This window comes from Paenibacillus sp. GXUN7292 (assembly GCF_050864975.1).
Taxonomy (GTDB): domain Bacteria; phylum Bacillota; class Bacilli; order Paenibacillales; family Paenibacillaceae; genus Pristimantibacillus.
The window spans coordinates 1-19,039 of record NZ_JBOZWO010000064.1 but is presented as its reverse complement, the minus strand read 5'-3'; the positions used below and the strand labels follow the sequence as shown (position 1 = coordinate 19,039).

Annotated in this window: 10 protein-coding genes; 9 read left to right on the top strand and 1 reads right to left on the bottom strand. The window is 46.0% G+C overall.

Features of this window, described 5'->3' with window-relative positions:
- Positions 1–956: IS110 family transposase (locus ACRRU2_RS27420; protein WP_432506542.1), on the bottom strand; the 956-nt coding region annotated here is incomplete at its 3' end.
- A gap of 392 nt (positions 957–1,348) precedes the next feature.
- Here ACRRU2_RS27420 and ACRRU2_RS27415 point away from each other — a divergent pair.
- The 9 genes from ACRRU2_RS27415 (at position 1,349) to ACRRU2_RS27375 (ending at position 18,965) form a co-directional block, all read left to right on the top strand.
- Positions 1,349–5,863: a hypothetical protein gene (locus ACRRU2_RS27415; RefSeq protein ID WP_432506540.1), complete on the top strand. Its 4,515-nt coding sequence runs from the start codon at positions 1,349–1,351 to the stop codon at positions 5,861–5,863.
- 211 nt (positions 5,864–6,074) lie between these two features.
- Complete coding sequence (locus ACRRU2_RS27410; RefSeq protein WP_432506538.1) at positions 6,075–7,331, top strand: response regulator transcription factor; 1,257 nt, start codon at positions 6,075–6,077, stop codon at positions 7,329–7,331.
- Positions 7,328–9,133 (top strand): sensor histidine kinase, encoded by a 1,806-nt coding sequence (locus ACRRU2_RS27405; protein WP_432506536.1) that lies wholly within the window; start codon positions 7,328–7,330, stop codon positions 9,131–9,133. The genes ACRRU2_RS27410 and ACRRU2_RS27405 overlap by 4 nt, the downstream gene beginning before the upstream one ends.
- A gap of 180 nt (positions 9,134–9,313) precedes the next feature.
- Entirely contained in the window at positions 9,314–10,267 is a 954-nt protein-coding gene (locus tag ACRRU2_RS27400) for an ABC transporter permease (RefSeq protein WP_331697129.1), read from the top strand.
- Positions 10,268–10,277: 10 nt separating this feature from the next.
- Positions 10,278–11,147 carry a carbohydrate ABC transporter permease gene (locus ACRRU2_RS27395; RefSeq protein WP_331697128.1) on the top strand — a complete coding sequence of 290 codons (870 nt, stop codon included), beginning with the start codon at positions 10,278–10,280 and terminating at the stop codon, positions 11,145–11,147.
- Positions 11,148–11,202: 55 nt separating this feature from the next.
- Positions 11,203–12,795, top strand: a complete 1,593-nt coding sequence (locus ACRRU2_RS27390; RefSeq protein ID WP_432506533.1) for an extracellular solute-binding protein — start codon at positions 11,203–11,205, stop codon at positions 12,793–12,795.
- Between the two features lie 125 nt (positions 12,796–12,920).
- Positions 12,921–14,876 carry an FAD-dependent oxidoreductase gene (locus tag ACRRU2_RS27385; RefSeq protein WP_432506531.1) on the top strand — a complete coding sequence of 652 codons (1,956 nt, stop codon included), beginning with the start codon at positions 12,921–12,923 and terminating at the stop codon, positions 14,874–14,876.
- Positions 14,869–15,855, top strand: coding sequence for an FAD-dependent oxidoreductase (locus tag ACRRU2_RS27380; protein WP_432506529.1), 987 nt, complete (start codon positions 14,869–14,871; stop codon positions 15,853–15,855). The genes ACRRU2_RS27385 and ACRRU2_RS27380 overlap by 8 nt, the downstream gene beginning before the upstream one ends.
- The gene (locus ACRRU2_RS27375) at positions 15,852–18,965 is read left to right on the top strand and encodes an alpha-mannosidase (protein ID WP_432506527.1); all 3,114 of its coding nucleotides are present in this window, start codon (positions 15,852–15,854) and stop codon (positions 18,963–18,965) included. The genes ACRRU2_RS27380 and ACRRU2_RS27375 overlap by 4 nt, the downstream gene beginning before the upstream one ends.
- The last annotated feature ends 74 nt before the right edge of the window (positions 18,966–19,039 follow it).

The window sequence follows — 19,039 nt, the reverse complement described above, 5'->3', positions numbered from 1 at the left end:
AGATCGCCGGCACAACCCAGCAGACAGGCCAGCGTAATCGTGCCTAGACCGTGCACACTACGGAGTTGTTCAATGAAAGGGACTTGCTCCAAGAGGGCTTCAACCTCTAGTTGCATCTCGCTCAGTACGCGTTGCGTCTCTTCATAAAATTGTAGCAGTCGCAGGATGTCTTGACGCGCGGCATCACTGGTGCCCGACTTTCCTATACTACATGCCGCAACTGCTAGAAGCTTAGCTGCTATTGCTCTACCACTAGAACCACCCGGGCGCTGCATCCCTTGTTCACGCCAACCTTCTAGTACGCTATCCACGTCCAGTTGCTGCAAATCATCAGGCAATGCAAAGGCCTTTAATGTGGCCAGAGAACGAACACCATCCCATTCGGTAAAAATACTTCGAAACTCTGGGAAGTACAGATCAATCCAACGCACAATGCGGTTGCCTAGACTGATGGATTGCTTAGACCAATATTCGCGCGAGCTCATGACAACTTTAATTCGCTCAAATACAGGCGCTTGCGGTGCATAGTCGGTGTAGTAGCCGCGACTGACCACGTCAGCGATCACAAGCGCATCTTTCGGATCGTTCTTCGATGGGCTATTATCGCGGTTTTCCTTGTTACGATGCGTGGTCACTGGGTTCACTAACACCACTTCGAGATTCTGCTCCAGCAGCCATTCTGCAAGGTTGTGCCAATAATGGCCCGTGGGCTCCATACCGATGAGAAACGAGGATTTGTTATGAGAAGAGCTCACTTCATGCATCCATTTAACCAGCTTCTCAAATCCTTCTCGCGTGTTCGTAAAACTAAGATGACGACGTGCCAATTCCCGCCCGCGAAAATCTATAATTTGAGCAGCGTGTACGTCCTTGGCAATATCGATCCCGACTACGGCATGATTATTGGTAATTCGATCAATCCGTTGATTTATTGCAGCTTTTCCAGTAAACTTCATAATAAGCGCCTCCTGATAGGTTTTTAGGGCATCCGACCCGTCACACCCCTATCATACGAGGCGCCCCTTTTTTTGTCCAAATCTAAAACTTAGCACCTACAGGAATGTTTAGGTAATTATGGCAGTTGATTATAGGGGGTGTTGTGCCATACGAAGCCGTTTATCCTTGTATAAGCTAACTAAGGCACCCTAAAAGTAAACATAGCAGGGTTGTATGAAAACTGAATCATCACTAGGATAATAATGCAGGCTTTTAGAGACCGACACAAAAAACCATCAAACTTTTAACACAGCAGTGTAAGCCATTTAGAACAGCAACGCGTCTTGTAACTTGCAAGCGGTTTCAAGGTCTTCAAAAAGCCTGACTTAATCTTTGACAGGGGAGATCAATTGTGAAAAAAAGTGTAGTGCTTTTGTTAGCTGCAGTCTTGTTTTTATCTCCGTTATTGCTTCAGAGGGGAGAAATATGGGTTGCGGCAAACTCCAATGGTGGCGAGGCTGAGAAGCAGCACTATTATTTGATTCCTAGAAATTTCACGTCTTTTGGCTCTTGGACATTGACTGGCGAGCATTTGACTGGGCGCTCAAGCTCGGCACCTGGCGAGTCTGAAGGAAGCGGCGGAGAACCAGCCGTTGCTGTAGTTAAAATACAATCCGCAGGCAACTATAAGCTATGGGTTCGGGATCGTGATTATGCGACGAATCAGCCAGGTACTCGCACGTTTCATGTAGGGGTGGATGGTGATCTTGTTAATAAGACATTCGGCACCCATGGCCAAGAAGGGTTCCGCTGGACAGAAGCCGGAACCTTCAATCTTGGCAGCGGAATGCATGAATTGACGCTGCATGATACATCGGCATATTTTGCCCGCTGCGAAGGTTTTTTCTTGACTAAGGATTTGAATCTGGTTCCGCCGGAAGATCTGGAAGAGCTTAAACAGCTTGCAGAGCCGGAGGATCCGTTTGCCTTTCTGCCAAGCGCTGCTTTTCCTGACTGGGCTAAGGAAGAGGTACAAGCATTAGAATCGGCCTCCATTGAAAATGAAAAGGTTAAAATCGTGTTTTTCCGCGGAGAAGGCGAGCATGGCGATTTGGTGCAAAACGAAATTTACATTAAAGCTGAGGGGCAATGGCAATTAGTAAAAGCTAAAACAGATGAGCTTGGCTTTTTAATGATGTCGGCCGCTCACAGTGAATTGGCAGGGCAGCTGGGAGAATTTGCACAGTTCAAGCAGTCGCTGAATGTCAATGGAACTACAATTCATTCTGTAGTGAACGATTTCTTCCGCTCGGGCTATCCCGTATGGTTTATTCCTAGCGGATTTGAAAAAGTAAGCGATAATCAAATCAATCTTAGCTTTTCCAATACGGAAGCAGAGCTGTCCGTTCAATTTGCTTTTGACGATCTCAGCTATGAGCCTAAAGTAACCTTGGATGCTCATTTTACGGAAAATGGGGCTTACTCGTTTATGTTCTATAACGGTAACGAGACAGCGTATGAGGATTATGAAACGGTCACCGCTCCTTTGCTGTATGTGAAAAAGACAGTTCCTGACCAGGCTTCTACTATTCCGGAAGCTTATTTGTTGACGCCAATGGCGACGCTGCATTTCGCTGCTGGCAATGAACGTTTTCAAGGAAATGAAATGACGGCAGGCATTGTGATGGACCCGTCTTCCGTTCCCCAGGACTTTGCCTATCCGGATACGTCAACCTTTGGACTGGTGCTGCGCGGACCTAACGGCGATGTAAGGCCGCAGTTCACAGCGCCTATGTTCGGCACGGAGCACAGCTTGTTTGAAGCGGGGGACGATTATTCAGTTTCTTACCGGATTATTCATGAGCGAGACTCGTGGTATAATACCTTCCGACATATTAGCGAGGACTTGTATCAAGTAAAAGATTTGCGCACCAACTATTTTCATTCCTTAAATGAAGCTATTTATAATGCAACTGATTTGATGATGGATGATGATTACGGCGGTTGGGATTCTGACAGCATGGCCCACTACAATATGGAAGAGCGCGATATGACCACATTGTCCAACAGCATGTCAGCGCTGCAGCGTTATTTGTTGACAGAGGACGAGGAGATATTGGATAAACGTGCTATTCCGACGCTTGCTTTTATGCTGAGCAGACAAAACTATCATTTCAAAAAAACTGATAGCAAAGGAGGGGCGTCCTATTCAGATGTATTGCCTACACCTATAGGCGGTCCAATCGAAAAATATCCGGCGCATGTGTATGGAGGACTATACGAAATGACGCAAGGCCGCATGCCATTTCTGCTTGATTATGCACTGCATCATGCATCGGCCAAAGCTAACTTTTCAGGTATTGCCGATCAGGCTATGATGTACAAGTATACAGCCGATGAACAGTATATGGATAAATTGCTGGTGTTGGCTGATCAATATTTATCGAACAACCCGAATACAGGCAGCAATCGCGAAAAAAGATTTATTAGCAATTTTGTTTACGGCGACTATATACCGATGGTCGCGACCCTGATGGCAGCCTATGAGGCAACGGGAGAAGAAAAGTATTTGGCGGGTGCGCAACAAAATGCCCAGCTGCTGCTTACCGGGCTTTGGATGACCGGCTATCATAGTAATTATGCAGAAACGGATTATACCGTAACGCAAGAAAAGACAGGACCGCGTCTTTTGCGGGCAGAAAACTCTACATTCTGGTGGCATGGCGATCAGCAATGGCGGCTTGGCAATATTGACGGGGAAGCAAAGTCCCCTCAGGAGCTGGGCGTTCCGCTCGTTACTGAAACAGCGCCAGGCTGGCTGGGCGGCAGGGTTGGCATGGGAACGGAGCATACGGTAACGCCAGGCCATGGCAATGTTGTCACGATGAACAATTGGGCTGGCATGCTGTCGAAGCTTTCTGTGTATGCGGATGATCCTTTCTTCTATACGATGGCTCGAAATGCGATGATTGGCCGTTTCGGCAATTATGCAGGCTACTATCAGGATCGTATTATATTTCATCAGATGAAAGAGAATTATCCTTATGCGGGTCCTGATTACACTTCAATTTATTGGCACCATTTGCCTGTTTTTATAAGTATGCTGGAAGATTTCTTAATCAATAGCGCATGGGTAAAATCAGAGCAGCATATTTCTTTTCCATCATTGTATCAATCTGGATATGCTTATTTTACAAGTAATCAGTACGGATTCGCGCCGGGCACCTTCTATAATGAAAATGATATGTGGCTATGGCTGGATCGGGGGATTGTTATGCCTGATTCTCCGGGAATTGACTATATTGCGGCCAGAAAAGACGGTGTGCTGGGTCTTGCGTTTATGAATGAAGGAAACGCAGCAATTAACACGACCATTAAGCTCGGTGAGAAAACTGACCCTAATTATACCGGTACAGCTGACTTATATGATGCGGATGGCAGCATGAGCACTATAAATATCGTGAATGGCGAATTTACGATAGAAATTCCAGCTAAGGGCATCCAATCGCTTTTGCTGCATCAAATTGCTAATGTGCAGGCGCCGATTTTTGCAAACGGCAGCTATGCTATATCCAATGATTTGGAAGAGACAACCGCTCAGCACGACAGAGGAAAAGGGCATGTTATCCAGGTTGCTCCTGATCATTATTATGCGTATGTGTATGTATCCGATCTGAGCCCTTCTACAAGTAAGTTGACGATTCATTACAAGCTTGGCGAGCAGACATTTATACAAGAAAAAACTGAGTATCCTTATGAGTTTCTTATTAAGGTGGATAATCCTGCTACACCATTTGAATATGAACTGACTGCAACTAAAAACGGCAGCCTTGAAGGGCTGGGCGGAGGACAATTAAAGCCGTCCGCTTTTACAAATCCGGGAATTGTAATCGAAAATGAGGCTGTACAGCCGGAAGCAACAGTGGAGATGAATTCTTGGGTACAACAGAGCGGTATTAGCAATGGCCTGCTTAAGTTCACGGTTCCAGTAGAGGACTTCTTTCCGATTACTCCACAATCGAGTCAATGGAATGAAGCATTCGAAGGAAAAAAGGTGTCTGGCTCATTAACAAGCGAAATAGACGGGACTGTCAAACAGCTGCGCAGTGAAATTGTTGAGGTTCAAGCAGGGGCGGGAAGCATGGAAGGCCTGTTGACTTTCCACATTAAGCCTACATTAACGGTGCCTTTGGCTGAGTACGCAGATTATTCGATACAGTTGTCCGTTTCAGTACCTGCATCGCATGTAATAGAGAATGTGCCTAATCCTGTAGCTGTCAACTTTGCCGGGATGAACGCTTTGAATAATGAAATCCGTCTAGTCGTTCCTCGTTCGGAATTTCCGCGTGATGTAACGGAAGGCATGTTAAAAGGGATGCGAATTAGCGGCAGCATTATAAATAAAAAGAATCAGTCTGTTCTTTCGTTGGACACACTCATTTTAAATAATGAGGATCGCAACAGCGATACGATTACAATCGTAATAGAGCCTACGCAGGACGTTCCTTTAGCGGAATATAAACGGGATACGTATGATTTTGATCTATTTGTCCACTATCCGCGTTATTGGAACGAGCTTCCTTTCAGTTCACCGCTGGATCAAATTGTTTCCTATGGCGGCACAGGAGCCGATGGCTTGCGCTTCGTCATTCCTCAAATCAATTCACCATATACGTTGGATGAAATAAGCAAAGGGGCATTAAATGGTTTTCGAGTTTCGGGAGAAATTAAAAAGAAAAGTGACGGTACGGTACTGCAGCTGGACAGCTTTATTAAAAATGCAGAGCTTCGGCCAAATAATGGCGGTGTGACATTCATTATTCCTGCTACCTCCCAAGTGGCGCGCCAGCCTTTCAGTGCAGCGGATTATAAAATAACGTTAACGATCTTACCGCAACTGGCGGGAGCATGGACTGTTGTTGAATAGACGTCGTAAAGCCATATAGACAAAAGGACAAGTATCTGCAATCAGCAGTGCTTGTCCTTTTGTTTTTAAAAATGACAATCAAAAGTAAAATTTACCGCCCTAAATGTAAAAATAGTTGGATTGTTGCCGTAGGCGTGGCACAATTATAATAAAATGTAATTTGACAACGTTTTCAAACGGCGCCAGCAATTACTGCTTGGGGGGATTAAACATGTATAGGCTGATGATCGTAGATGATGAGGAAGAAATAAGAGAAGGCTTATCTGATTTAGTAGACTGGTCAAGTCTTGGTTTTATGGTAATCGAGAAGCTTCAGGACGGGCAAGATGCGATCCGTTATTTAAAGGACCATCAGGTAGACGTTATTTTAACGGATATTAAGATGACTTATGTCAGCGGCATAGATCTGGCTCAATACGTCTATAACCAAAAGCTGAATACAAAGGTCGTTATTTTAAGCGGCTTTCAAGAATTTGATCTTGCCAGGGCAGCTATTCGCTATAATGTTTCCCACTATTTGCTTAAGCCTACGGATTTGGAAGAGGTAGCGCTTGTATTTAATAAAATTGGTGAGGAATTAGCTCAAGAAAAAAGGGAACGCGAACAGCAATACCAACAAAAACAACATGTCAAAACGCTTAGACCACTGCTCATGGAGCAGTTTTTTTCCAATCTGCTGCAAAACGGATCTAAAATAAGAAATACAGAGGAATTGCATAGCAAATTGAAGCAAACTGGCTTGTTAGTCGACTCTGTAAACAGCAGATGCTGCTTGCTGCAAGCAGAATGGTCAGATATGTCCAGCGGTCCAGTTAAAATAAAATCAGATATTTATCAATCTATTACACTCGCCATTACGAAAGAGCGCGAGCAAATTTCCTATATTTGCGTACATGCAGCGGAGAGGCAATTTTTTATCATTGGAATTGCGCTGTGCGAAATGACAAATGAACAGTTTCAAAAAAAGGCGGAGCAGTATTTTTTACAAATACAAAACTCTTTGTCCGCATTGCTAAGCTTGTCTGCCCGGCTCGAGCAATTCGAATTATATGCCACTATGCTGGAGCTTATTGAAGCCTGCAATCGTATCTCTGAGCTGAGCGAAGCAGAAAAGGATGCCGAAGAGGAAGGGGTCAAAACCTATACGGATGATCGCATCATTATTCGGCAGGCAAAGCAGTTTATTGATGAGCATTTCGAAACGGATCATTCGTTAAGCGAGGTAGCATGCCATGTAGGGCTGAATCCGGTTTATTTCAGCAGGCTGTTTAAACAAGAGACGGGACAAACTTACTCTGATTATTGTACAGATATTCGCATGAGAAAGGCGATGGACTATTTGAAGGATCCCAAATACAAAATTTACGAAATCGGTTTTTTGGTAGGGTATAGAAATACAAAGTATTTCCATAAATTATTTAAGCGGCAGACAGGGCTAACTCCTTCTGAATACAGGAATCAGCTATGAAAACGCTACCTATTAATGTTTGGCGCTACATTCGTCATTACAAATTCAACAGTATATTGCTGCGCAATTTTATACTTATTATGACGCTGATTAACGTCCCAATGGTGGGAATCAGCGTTTTTGTCTATTCACATAACGATGCCGATATGCGTGCAGAAATCGAGCGCTCGGCGCAAAATGAGCTGGCCGGTATTCGCGCATCTATGGATCTGATTTTGTCTGATGCTGAGCAGCTGTCTGTTCGAATGAAAGCAGACCCTGATGTGCTGCTTTTTTTGAGTAAAAAATTGTCTTCCCCGCTTAGCTACAACGATGCGCAAACGATTTTGCGCATTCAGCAAATGCTGCAAACCGTGAAGCTGACCAGCTCCTATATTGACTCTATATTTATTTATTCAGAGCTAAATGATTATTTGCTAATGGCCAGCTCCGGCACAGCCCAAACCGATGCTTATTATAATTGGCAGCCCAATATGCAAGGCGGCAGCTCTGCTTCTTCCCACTATTGGCTTGCAGCGGCGACGGAGGATGGCCAGAGCTCGCTTCTAAGCTTTATTAACGATGCTTCGGCTTTTCGCAACCGTCCGGAAAATAGCGGCAGTGTATCTATCAATATGAATCTGGATAGCTTAAACGCACTGTTAAGCAGTGTGGAGAAGCGCAGTATTTATTTATTGAACCAGGAGGAGCGTCTCGTTTACAGCCCTGACTCTGGGCTGCTGAACCAATCGCTGCTGGAAGCAGACCCAATGCTTCATGAGCTGCTGCAGCAAGATTTGGAAACTTATATGATCAAGCAGGACGGCTACAGCCAGGTTATCGCCCAGCTGCCATCCCAAACGATTGGCAATTGGAAATATGTTTCGGTAAATTCCTTGGAAAGATACCATTCCGAACAGGCCAGAGTAATAGATTTGACTATAATTTTGCTTATTGTAAGCGTGCTGGCTTCCATTATACTTGCCTTCATCATAGCTGTAAGAAGCTATAGTCCTATTCGTCAAATCTTATCCTTGATTGAAAACAAAGAAAATCCGTTTATGCTGTTAGGCAAGCTTGAAGATAAGAAGAGGAATGAGACAGAGTTCATACTGCGCAATTTGACGGCTTCCTATCATCAAAAGCAAAATGCCGAGGCGCAGCTGAAGGAGAAATATGAGCTGCTGCGCAAAGCTCAGGCCATTGCCTTGCAAGCGCAAATTAATCCTCATTTTTTATACAATACGCTGGAATCTATCAATTGGAAGGTTATGCGGCTGTCGAGCGGTAAAAATGAAGCTACTCAAATGATTTTATCGCTATCGACATTGCTTCGTCTCACACTGGAGACAAAGGATGACCTTGTTCCGATACGGAAGGAGCTGGAGCATGTCAGTCTCTATGTCGAGCTGCAGAAGCTTCGCTACAAGGATAAATTCAGCTTTGAATATAACGTGGAAGAACGTCTAATGGATTGCAAAATTGTTAAGCTTGTTCTCCAGCCGCTTGTAGAAAATGCAATTTACTATGGGATTAAGCAGAGCGTGCATCATGGCCTTATAACGATACGCGTGTTTTCTCATAAAGATCATATTATTGTGCGTGTTCGGGATAATGGGATCGGCATCCCCCGTTCGGTAGTACAAGCACTAAATGACAGCTTTGATCGCGAGCATTTGCAAGAAAATGAGCATATTGGACTTCGAAACGTCAATCAGCGCATCCGTCTGGCATTTGGCGAGCCGTATGGGCTGACCGTACGCAGCAAGCTGGAGGTTGGAACAATTGTGGAAATGAAGCTGCCTAAATTGCATGCCGTTTGAGTCAATTTCGTAATTCCGAAAAATTTGGAAATGATAGTATTTTCATAAAACAGATAATGAAGCAGCCTTAAATGTAAATGACGCAGGATTGTTTGTAAGTTTTTTCAAACCTATCATTGAAGTATATCAAAGCCCGCCACAATGGATGAAGCGACATTAACGAGGAAAGGAGGCAGCGATATGCTTCGTGAAGAGGTAATTATAGCGCCCAAGCCATTAAAGCTGAAAAGAGAAATGACTTTGGGCAAGCATCTAATAAAATATAAGTGGCTTTATATCTTTTTAATTCCTGGCTGTTTATATTTATTGATTTTCAAATATATTCCGATGTTTGGCGTGCTCATTGCCTTTAAAGACTTCAGCCTAGTTCGGGGGATATGGGGCAGCAGCTGGATTGGCTTCGATAACTTTCAATATTTATTCCAATCAGCTGATTTTTACAAAGTATTGCGCAACTCTTTAATTTTAAGCTTTTACCATATTGTATTTGGTTTTCCAGCGCCAATACTGCTGGCCCTTATGTTAAATGAGGTACGCAATATGGTTTTCAAACGAATTAGTCAGACTGTGCTGTATTTGCCGCATTTCATTTCGTGGGTAGTGCTTTCTGGCATGATTATTAATTTTTTATCGCCTTCTACAGGCCCAGTCAATTATGTCATACAGTGGCTTGGCTATGAACCGGTTTCGTTTCTTTTAAAGGCAGAATACTTTAGAACGATACTCGTTTCAGCAGAGGTTTGGAAGGGGGCCGGCTGGGGCACGATCATATACCTGGCAGCCATGACAAGCATCAGTCCAGCATTATATGAATCAGCCAAGCTCGATGGCGCATCACGTATTCAACAAATGCGCTATATTACTTTGCCGGGTATCGCTACGACAATTACGGTGCTGCTTGTACTGCAGCTGGGCCATGTACTGGATAACGGATTTGAACAAGTATTTTTATTGTATAATCCGTCAACCTATGACGTCGCGGATGTATTTGAAACTTATACCTATCGAATCGGCTTGCTGGATGGACGGATGTCCTTTGCGGCTGCAGTTGGATTGTTTAAGGCGGCGGTAGGATTAGTCATGGTGCTGGCAGCCAATCGGGTTGCAAAGTTTTTTGGAAATCAACTGTGGTAGGGGAGTGCATATGACCCGTTCAAAAATAAGCTTCTTTGATGCTCTGAATTATACGCTTCTTGTGCTCATTTGTATGATTATGATTTATCCGTTTCTTAATGTAGCCTCGGTGTCGTTAAGCTCGTATAATGCGTATGTCAATAATCCGGTTATGATATGGCCCAAAGAATTTACCTTATCCGCATATAAGCAAATTATTGAGCATGGCATGCTTTGGCGCAGTTATGCGAACACGATCATTGTAACCGTAAGCGGTGTCGCAATTGGCATATTGATTTATATTTTGACAGCTTACTCCTTGTCGAAGAAGGTGCTGCGCGGCCGAAGCACACTGATGGTGCTCATTGTTTTTACGATGCTGTTTAACGGAGGCCTTATTCCGAATTACTACCTTATGCGCTCGCTAGGGCTGATTGACTCACTGGCAGCGCTCGTCTTGCCGGCACTGGTTAGCGGTTTTAATTTAATACTGATGAAAAACTTTTTTGAATCCTTGCCGGAAGAAATAGAGGAAGCAGCCAAAATCGACGGCGCATCGGACCCATACATTTTGTTCCGCATCGTTGTGCCTTTGTCGAAGCCGATTATTGCAACATTATGCTTGTTTGCAGCTGTTGCCTATTGGAACAATTTTTTTAATGCGATTATCTACATTCGCAGCAGCGAGAATTGGCCTCTCATGCTTTATTTGCGAGAAGTAATAGAAGGCGCCAGCGCGATGGCCCAAAATGCAAATTCAGCAGAGCAAGGCGAGCTGATGACGAGCGAGACGATTAAATATGCGACGCTGATGCTAGTTATGGTACCCATTTTACTCGTCTATCCATTTTTGCAAAAGTACTTCGTTAAGGGCATAATGCTAGGCTCAGTAAAAGGATAAAAAGCTGTTTGCACTTTATGGGCAAGCACCAAAACATACAGGAGGGTTAATGAATATGAAAGCATTTTCTAAATGGAAGCGTTCTTTTAGTCTAATTGCCATTATAGCAGCAATGCTGACTGCGACTGCTTGCGGGAGCGGATCGGCCACTCCGTCAGCATCGCCGGGGAATGGAGCTGCGCCAACTGCGGCTGCGCCGACCGATAACAAGCCCGAAGAGCCAGTAACGATTAAAGTAATGGCTAACTATAGCACACCAGAACAAACAGAAAGCGATAAAAAGTTTATTGCCGAGATTGAAGCAATGAATAATATTAAGCTTGAGTTTGAAGTGCCGCCTGCGACAGGCTATGCGGAGCGGCTGCAGCTTATGCTTACTTCAGGCCAGTATCCGGATGTCGTCATGTTTAATGATACCGCCGATCAAGGCTTCCAAAATGCGGTTAAGGACGGCATTATTATTCCTGTGAATGAATATATTGCGAACGCAAAACATTTGCAGGAATATACGTACCAGGCTTCATGGGATCAGCTTCGCATTAATCAAGATGACAAAATTTACGGTATACCCCGTACATCAGTTGTACGTAACGACGGGTATTTTGTCCGCAAAGATTGGCTGGAAAACATCCAGTTTGACATCCCTGAAAATTTTGAAATTACATTAGAGCAGTTTGAGGAAATTCTTGAGAAATTTACTATTAACGACCCGGATAAAAATAATAAGAAAGATACTTACGGCTATGGCGGCGCTTATGACAACAATAAAGTGCTGAATGTAATCGCACCGGGAGCCTTCGGATTAACGGGCTGGCAAAAGACAGAAGACGGTAAATATATGAATCCAATGTATGACACAAACAGCGATAGCTACAAAAAAGCGCTTGAATTTACGGCGAAAATGTATACAAAGGGCTATTTTGATCCGGATTCTGCCACCAATGACACCACGAAACAGCGTGAGCGCTTCGTTAGAGGCTTGACCGGCGTATACCCTGGCTTTTCTGGCCATTATGGCGGTATTGTAAATGATCTTAGAAAAAATGTGCCGGATGCGGATCTCGTTTATTTGTTCGTTAAAAATGAGCAGGGAGTAGTCGAGGGCGGTTCTTTGGAGGCTGCTTCAACGGGTCTTTGGGGATTCTGGGCGATTACGTCGAACGCAAAAAATCCTCAAAAAATTGTAGATTTCCTAAATTCCTGGATATCCGACGAGATGTGGGAGAAGACGTCCGATGGCTACGAAGGCATTGATTACCAGTTGAAGGATGGCGCGAAGGTTAAAATGGATGAGCCTGCCCCGCCAGCTCACTTCCGCCGTTCGTCCATGCGCCGTGCCAATGATATAAGCTTCTTCTTGTCTGTAGGCACGCCGAAGGATCAGCTTGACAAAATTGTACCATGGTTGGAAAAATCGATTGAAACGGTTGTACCGGCCAAGGATAATGCTTTTGTTCCTGAAGCGGCGAGGCAGCCGCGTTATATGGATTATACGAAAGTATGGCAGCAAACGACTATGAAAATCATTATGGGCGAAGAACCGGTATCTAAGTTCGATGAGCTGCTAGAGGGCTGGTATAAAAATGACGGTGAGCAATACGTAAACGAAATGAATGCATACATTTCGCAAATGGAAGGTTCTAATTAAATCAATAAAGGAAAAAGGGAGAACAGCCGAATGGCGTTCTCCCTGTATGTTAATTGGACCTTAAAAAGCTCGGTGGAATGCCCTCAGGAAGATTGGGCTTGATTATAGACAGGGGTGAAAAGGTGATGAATGCAACAAGCATTGTAATAGATGTGCTGGTGGCAGGCGGCGGTACCTCCGGCTGCAATGCTGCGATAGCGGCAGCCCGAGAAGGTGTGTCTGTATGTATGGTAGAGATGGATGATGCCGTCGGTGGAGTTGCAACCCGCTCAAATGTAAGCGGCTATCACTTCGGTTCGCGCGGCGGGCTGCAAAATAAAGTAGATAAACGAGTGATGGCGCGTCAGCGGGTGATAGGCGGCAGAGATTCACTTTCGCATCCTGAAGCTAAGCGGTCCGTATACAGCCAATTGCTGCAAGAGTGCGGCGTTCAAGTACTGCTTGGCCATATTTGCTGCGAGGTGCTGATGGAAGGAAATAAAGTGATCGGCATTGCAGCTGCCGGACCTAACGGACGGGTACACATTTATGCCAAGGTTATTGTCGATTGCACATCGGAAGGCGATGTATGTGCCGCTGCCGGCGCTGCTTATACGACAGGCAGGGAATGGGATGGGGTGACGCATAGCTATTCACTAACCCCTCGCATTATGGATGCAAATGAGAAAACAGGCGAGCTGCAAATTAGCCTCCGCAATTTTGATGCCGGCTGGGTGCAGTCGATCAGCGTTCAGGACGTAAGCCGCGCTTATAGGGAAGGACGGGAACGGCTGCTGCATTATTTGACAAAAGGGAATGGGGCCGGCAGACATCTCGCTTCGATTGCTCCTAAATTAGGTGTAAGGGAAGGGCGCCATATCGTTGGCGATTATCAAATGAATATAAGCGATTTTTTGCACGATCGCCATTTTGATGATGTGATTGCACGTTCTTATTCTCATTATGATACGCATGCGAGGGATCTTGGCAATGAATCTGATTTTGCGCAAATGTGGCTGATCGTATTGGATATGTTCAAGAAAAGCGGCTATTGGTGTGACGTCCCTTACCGCTCCCTGCTTCCTCGCGGCATTGAAGGCTTGCTTGTGGCAAGCCGTGCTTTATCCGTCGACCGGGATGTATCGATGGCGGTACGCATGCAGCGTGATATTCAGAAAATCGGCGAAGCGGCAGGAGTTGCAGCTGCAATGAGCGCGCAGCAGTTTATTAAGCCAAGGCAGCTATCTGTCAAGCAGCTGCAAAAGCGACTGGTTGAGCTTGGTGTGCTGAATGAAACGGATATAATGAGATCGCAGACGACAAATTTGCTTTTCCAAAGCGGCTCTCTTGCAGCGATGCCTTTGACCTATGATTATGTAACAGGATTAAATGAAGGGCAGAAGCAGCAGTTAGCCGAGCAGCTTTGCGAATATTTAGGATCAGAAGAAGAGGGGGCAGCGGTTTGGTGGCTTTGGACGATAGGCGAGTCAGCTATTAAGCCCCTCTCAATTGTGCTAGAAATATCGGATCAGTATGCCCGCCGCCGAATAGCTGCATTTGGCTTGGCTTTGCTGGGCTCGGAAGAGGCAATTCCGGTGCTGCTGGAGGTGCTGCAGGCGAAGGATAATAGCAGCAGGGAACATCCGCGTTCGCTTCCGCGCTGGGTAGCTGCAATTGTACTCCTCCGTTTTTTAAATAGCAGCGAAGGAACAGAGCATGCGATAGCTGCCTTGGAGGAAAACCATAACGCGGGCATTAGCAGCTGCATGCTGCAATATTTGTATCATACCTGCACGCTGCTCGAGACAAGCCAGCAGGCTTTGCTGATGGAACGTTTAAAGCGCTGGGCGGCTAGCCCTGAAGCGGGCAGCTATTATACCCCGCCGGAGTCTAATGCGGTTCTTCATACGAAGTGGCTGGTGGCGCTATGGACGGGTCTTATTGCTGCGAAATGCCGAGACTCGAGCGCTGTACAATATTGCGAGCCTTTTTTGCAGGACAGCAATGAAATTATTAGACAGGCAGCACAGGCATCTCTGAAAAAGATAGAACATTTATTGGCGTCTGAGGAAGCCTGGGAAGGAGGCCAAGCGGATGTTTAACAAACAGTATGACGCTGCAATCGCCGGAGGCGGGACGGCAGCTGTATTGCACGCTTGTGCGCTTGCAGCGCAAGGTCGAAAAGTCATTATACTGGCTGACAGCACCTCATTGATGCACGAATTCGGACTGTCACGACTGCCGCTGCATGCCGCAGTACAATTAGCTGCACGTTATCCGATCGTTAAGGAATGGATCGAGCTGCTAAAGGCTTATGATGCGATAAAGGATGAACGGATCGAACCGGTCTTTGCTCAGCTGCTTGCAGATGTATTCGTGCAATCCTATGGCGTAGATGTATTGTTTGAAGTTATTCCTTTGGAAATTAAACGGGGCGATGATGAGGCGGGGGAAATAGAAGGAGTAGTGTTCGCTAGCCGCGAGGGCTTCCAGTTCATTGCTTGCAAATCGATCGTTGACTGTACGGAGCAAGCTATATTGCTGCGAGGGCTGCTGAACGAGAAGCAGCTTGATTCCAGCTCTGTTGCAACGTTGTGGACATTAACCTGCCTGGAGCTAAAACGGCCAATCAGTGTGGAAGAGCTTACGATATATGCAGCCAATAGCCGGTATGAGATTCAACTAAGCCCATCCTATTGGGAAGGCGAGCTGAATATTGCTATAGCTGCCTGCTCCGACAATATTGAAAACGGAAAGGAAATCGGATTTATATCTGATTTGGAGGGACTGATCGTGCAAATAAGAGAGCAAGCCCATTGCGGAGTCGGCTCGCTTATTCATGTCAGTGAGCGGGCCTGGAGTACGCCTTCTTTTCTGCTGGAACAAAAAACAGATAGCCCGATTACGATAGCAAAAGGAGCTTGGGTCGCTTCGCAAGACTATTCGCTTGTTGGAATCGGCTGTTGGACAGAAGCAGGCCATCATTATCTTAATGAAATATGTGTAAGCGATAAAGGAGGGGCCGCTCTTTCTTTCTTAATAAAAGGCGCAATGGAGGCAGCAGAGGTGAGCAAAAGATGACATTACCATTGGAATGGCGCAATCGGGTGGAAATGTGGAAGGAAGAGCTGACACGCCATTATTACTCCGTTTTAGGGCATATCGATCTGGAAGGCTTCACGACGTTTGAGCGGCTGTCGGCTCAAGAGGCTGAGCAGCGGTCGTTTAAGCCATATCCTGAAGGAACAAGCTGGGGAGCAAAATGGGAGTATGGCTGGTTCCGGGGCTCTATTGAACTGCCCGAAGAAGCGGAAGGACAAAGAATTGCCGTTCATTTGGAGCCTGGCGGCGAGAGTGCGGTATTTATAAATAAACAGCCGGCAGGCTGTGTCAGAAGATTTGAGGATTGGCAAAAGATTAATCCTGCGCATCTGAATCGCATTACTTTGGACCGCAGCGGAAGCTACGGTAAAAAGTATGATCTGCTTATTGAATGCTATTCCGGTCACGGCATTCGGGTTGCGCATGCAGGGCCGACTCCTCCGGGCAGATTGACGATACCCGAGCCGCCAAGCGCCCAGGTGAAAGTAGGAAGCAGCACTTTTGGCATATGGCATGAGGAGGTTTATCAGCTGTGGCTGGATGTAGAGACGCTGTATCAGCTGCGAGAGCAATTGGAGCCATCTTCCTTGCGTGCCCAGCAAATTGATCGAGGCTTGAAGGATTTTACGCTATTGGTTGACTTTGAGCTGCCTTTTGCACAGCTGCTTGAAACGATTCACCAGGCTAGAGAGCGACTTCAGCCGCTTCTTGCGTGCCGCAATGGCTCGACAGCGCCTATGATGTATGCCTTCGGTCATTCCCATTTGGATATTTGCTATCAGTGGCCGCTGGCGGAGGCTAGAAGAAAAACAGCCCGCACCTTCTCGACGCAAATGGCTTTAATGGATGAATATCCTGATTATCGGTTTATTTTAAGCCAGCCTTATCTGTATACGATAGCCAAGCGCGACTATCCGCAAATGTACGAGCGCCTTGCAGACAAAGTAAGCAAGGGTCAGATTATGCCGGAGGGAGCTATGTGGGTAGAGTCTGATACGAATCTGCCCGGCGGTGAAAGTCTGATACGGCAATTTATGTACGGCTTAGCCTTTTTTAAAGAGGAATTTGGCATAAAGAGCGAGCTCCTTTGGCTTCCCGATGTTTTTGGCTTTAGCGGCTCCTTGCCGCAAATAATGCGCGGCTGCGGTGTATCCTACTTTTCTACCTCCAAGCTTATATCCAACTTTGTAAGGGGAGAGCGATTTCCTTATCACACGTTTAGATGGAGGGGAATTGACGGGACTGAAGTACTCGCAACCCAGCATTTGAATTATTCTGCTCCAGTTGGACCGGAAGCGGTAATGACGGCCTGGAAGGAAAGAACACCGCAGCACGATGTACTGGACTCTCTTATTTATCCATTTGGCCATGGTGACGGCGGAGGCGGGCCAACGCGCGATCATTTAGAGTTTTTCTCCAGATTGAAAGATTTGGAAGGGGCTCCGCGAATGCAAATGAGCCATCCAGTGCAATTTTTTGAGCAGTTGCAAGTACAGCAATTACAGGAGGCCGTGTATACGGGCGAGCTCTATTTAAAGGCTCATCGAGGCACATTAACATCGCAAGCCAAACTGAAAAAGGGCAATCGCCGCAGCGAGGCGGCATTGCGGGAAGCCGAGTTTTGGAGTGCCTGGGCTAGCTGGGCCGAGGAGTATGCGTATCCGCAGGAGCAGCTTGAGCAGGTGTGGAAGGAAGTACTGCTGAATCAGTTTCATGATATACTGCCAGGCTCCTGTATTAAGCAAGTAGCAATAGAGGCGGATGAAAGCTACCGGAAGCAGGAGCAGGCTGCACAGCAAATTAAAGAGGCAGCTATTAATGATTGGATCAAGCCTTCGCCTGACAAGCTGACCGTATTCAACAGCTTGTCATGGGAGAGAAAAGTTTTGATAGAGCTGCCTTCGGATATCGTTTCACTGCCTGGCTGCCAGATTCAGGAGCTGGACGGCGCTAAATATACTGAGGTGGATTTACCGGCTGCCGGCTGGATTACGCTGGACGCTGCTGCTGAAGCTGGCATTTCATACAAAGGTGAAAATGCTTCACAGTACAGCTTAATTGCCTCAGCCGAGCATAGAAAGCTTGAAAATGAATGCATTGCAGTAACATTTAACGAGTTTGGGGAAATTACTAGCTTTATAGAAAAAGCTACAGGACATAATATGGCTGCGGATAGATGCAATGCTTTCCGTATGTTTAAAGATGTCCCGACCATTTGCGATGCTTGGGAAATTGAATCGATGTATGAGCAGCAGCCGGTTGAGCTTCCGGAAACAGCAGTCATAACAGCGGTTGCTGCGGGACCTTTGTTTGCAGCACTTAGAATCAGACGGAAGCTGAACCAATCGTCTATGACTCAGCTGGTTGTATTGAGACGCGGCTGCAATAGCCTGGAGTTTCAAACGGAGATCGATTGGCAGGAGAAGCATAAGCTGCTGAAAGTATGCTTCCCGGTCGATGTGCACAGCAGCGAAGCTATGCATGAAATTCAATTTGGGCATATAAAGCGGCCTACGCATCGCTCAAGGCAGCACGATGCGGATCAATTTGAAGTGAGCCAGCAGAAGTGGACAGCTTTGGCGGAGCCAAACCGCGGGGCGGCGCTGTTAAATGATTGCAAATACGGGGTGAATGTGACCCAAAACAGCATTAATCTAACTTTACTGAAAGCTGCGCTGGCCCCTGATATGCATGCGGACATTGGGCTTCACCAGTTTACCTACGTTATGAAGGGCTGGTCTGGATCGTTTGCTGATAGCGGAGTTATCCGTGCGGGCTATGAGCTCAATCATCCTGCCTTTGCGATGCAAGGCGATGGCGGGTTCCGCTCTTTGTTCAAGTTATCGGCTGGTCATATTATAATTGAAACGATTAAGCTGGCGGAAGATCGCAGTGGCGACCTAATCGTCCGGATGTATGAAGCAGAAGGAACGGGCGGAGGATGTGTTGTAAATACTGATTTTTCTTTCAGCAAAGCCTGTTTGGTTAATCTGATCGAAGAGTATGTACATGAGGCAGAAAGCAGCGAGCAGCAGGTCCAGCTTGCATTTCGTCCGTTTGAGATTAAAACGCTTCGCTTTGCGAAATAGAATACTTTTTAATGAAAGGCTGCGCTTAACGCGGGGCGTGTCGATTCATTGTGAATAGGGGTAACAAGCAATAA

Excerpts from the sequence above, each read along its gene's own strand:
- ACRRU2_RS27405 (WP_432506536.1), top strand. The coding sequence starts at position 7,328 with ATGAAAACGCTACCTATTAATGTTTGGCGCTACATTCGTCATTACAAA.
- ACRRU2_RS27390 (WP_432506533.1), top strand. The coding sequence starts at position 11,203 with ATGAAAGCATTTTCTAAATGGAAGCGTTCTTTTAGTCTAATTGCCATT.
- ACRRU2_RS27385 (WP_432506531.1), top strand. The coding sequence starts at position 12,921 with ATGAATGCAACAAGCATTGTAATAGATGTGCTGGTGGCAGGCGGCGGT.
- ACRRU2_RS27400 (WP_331697129.1), top strand. The coding sequence starts at position 9,314 with ATGCTTCGTGAAGAGGTAATTATAGCGCCCAAGCCATTAAAGCTGAAA.
- ACRRU2_RS27375 (WP_432506527.1), top strand. The coding sequence starts at position 15,852 with ATGACATTACCATTGGAATGGCGCAATCGGGTGGAAATGTGGAAGGAA.
- ACRRU2_RS27380 (WP_432506529.1), top strand. The coding sequence starts at position 14,869 with ATGTTTAACAAACAGTATGACGCTGCAATCGCCGGAGGCGGGACGGCA.
- ACRRU2_RS27410 (WP_432506538.1), top strand. The coding sequence starts at position 6,075 with ATGTATAGGCTGATGATCGTAGATGATGAGGAAGAAATAAGAGAAGGC.
- ACRRU2_RS27395 (WP_331697128.1), top strand. The coding sequence starts at position 10,278 with ATGACCCGTTCAAAAATAAGCTTCTTTGATGCTCTGAATTATACGCTT.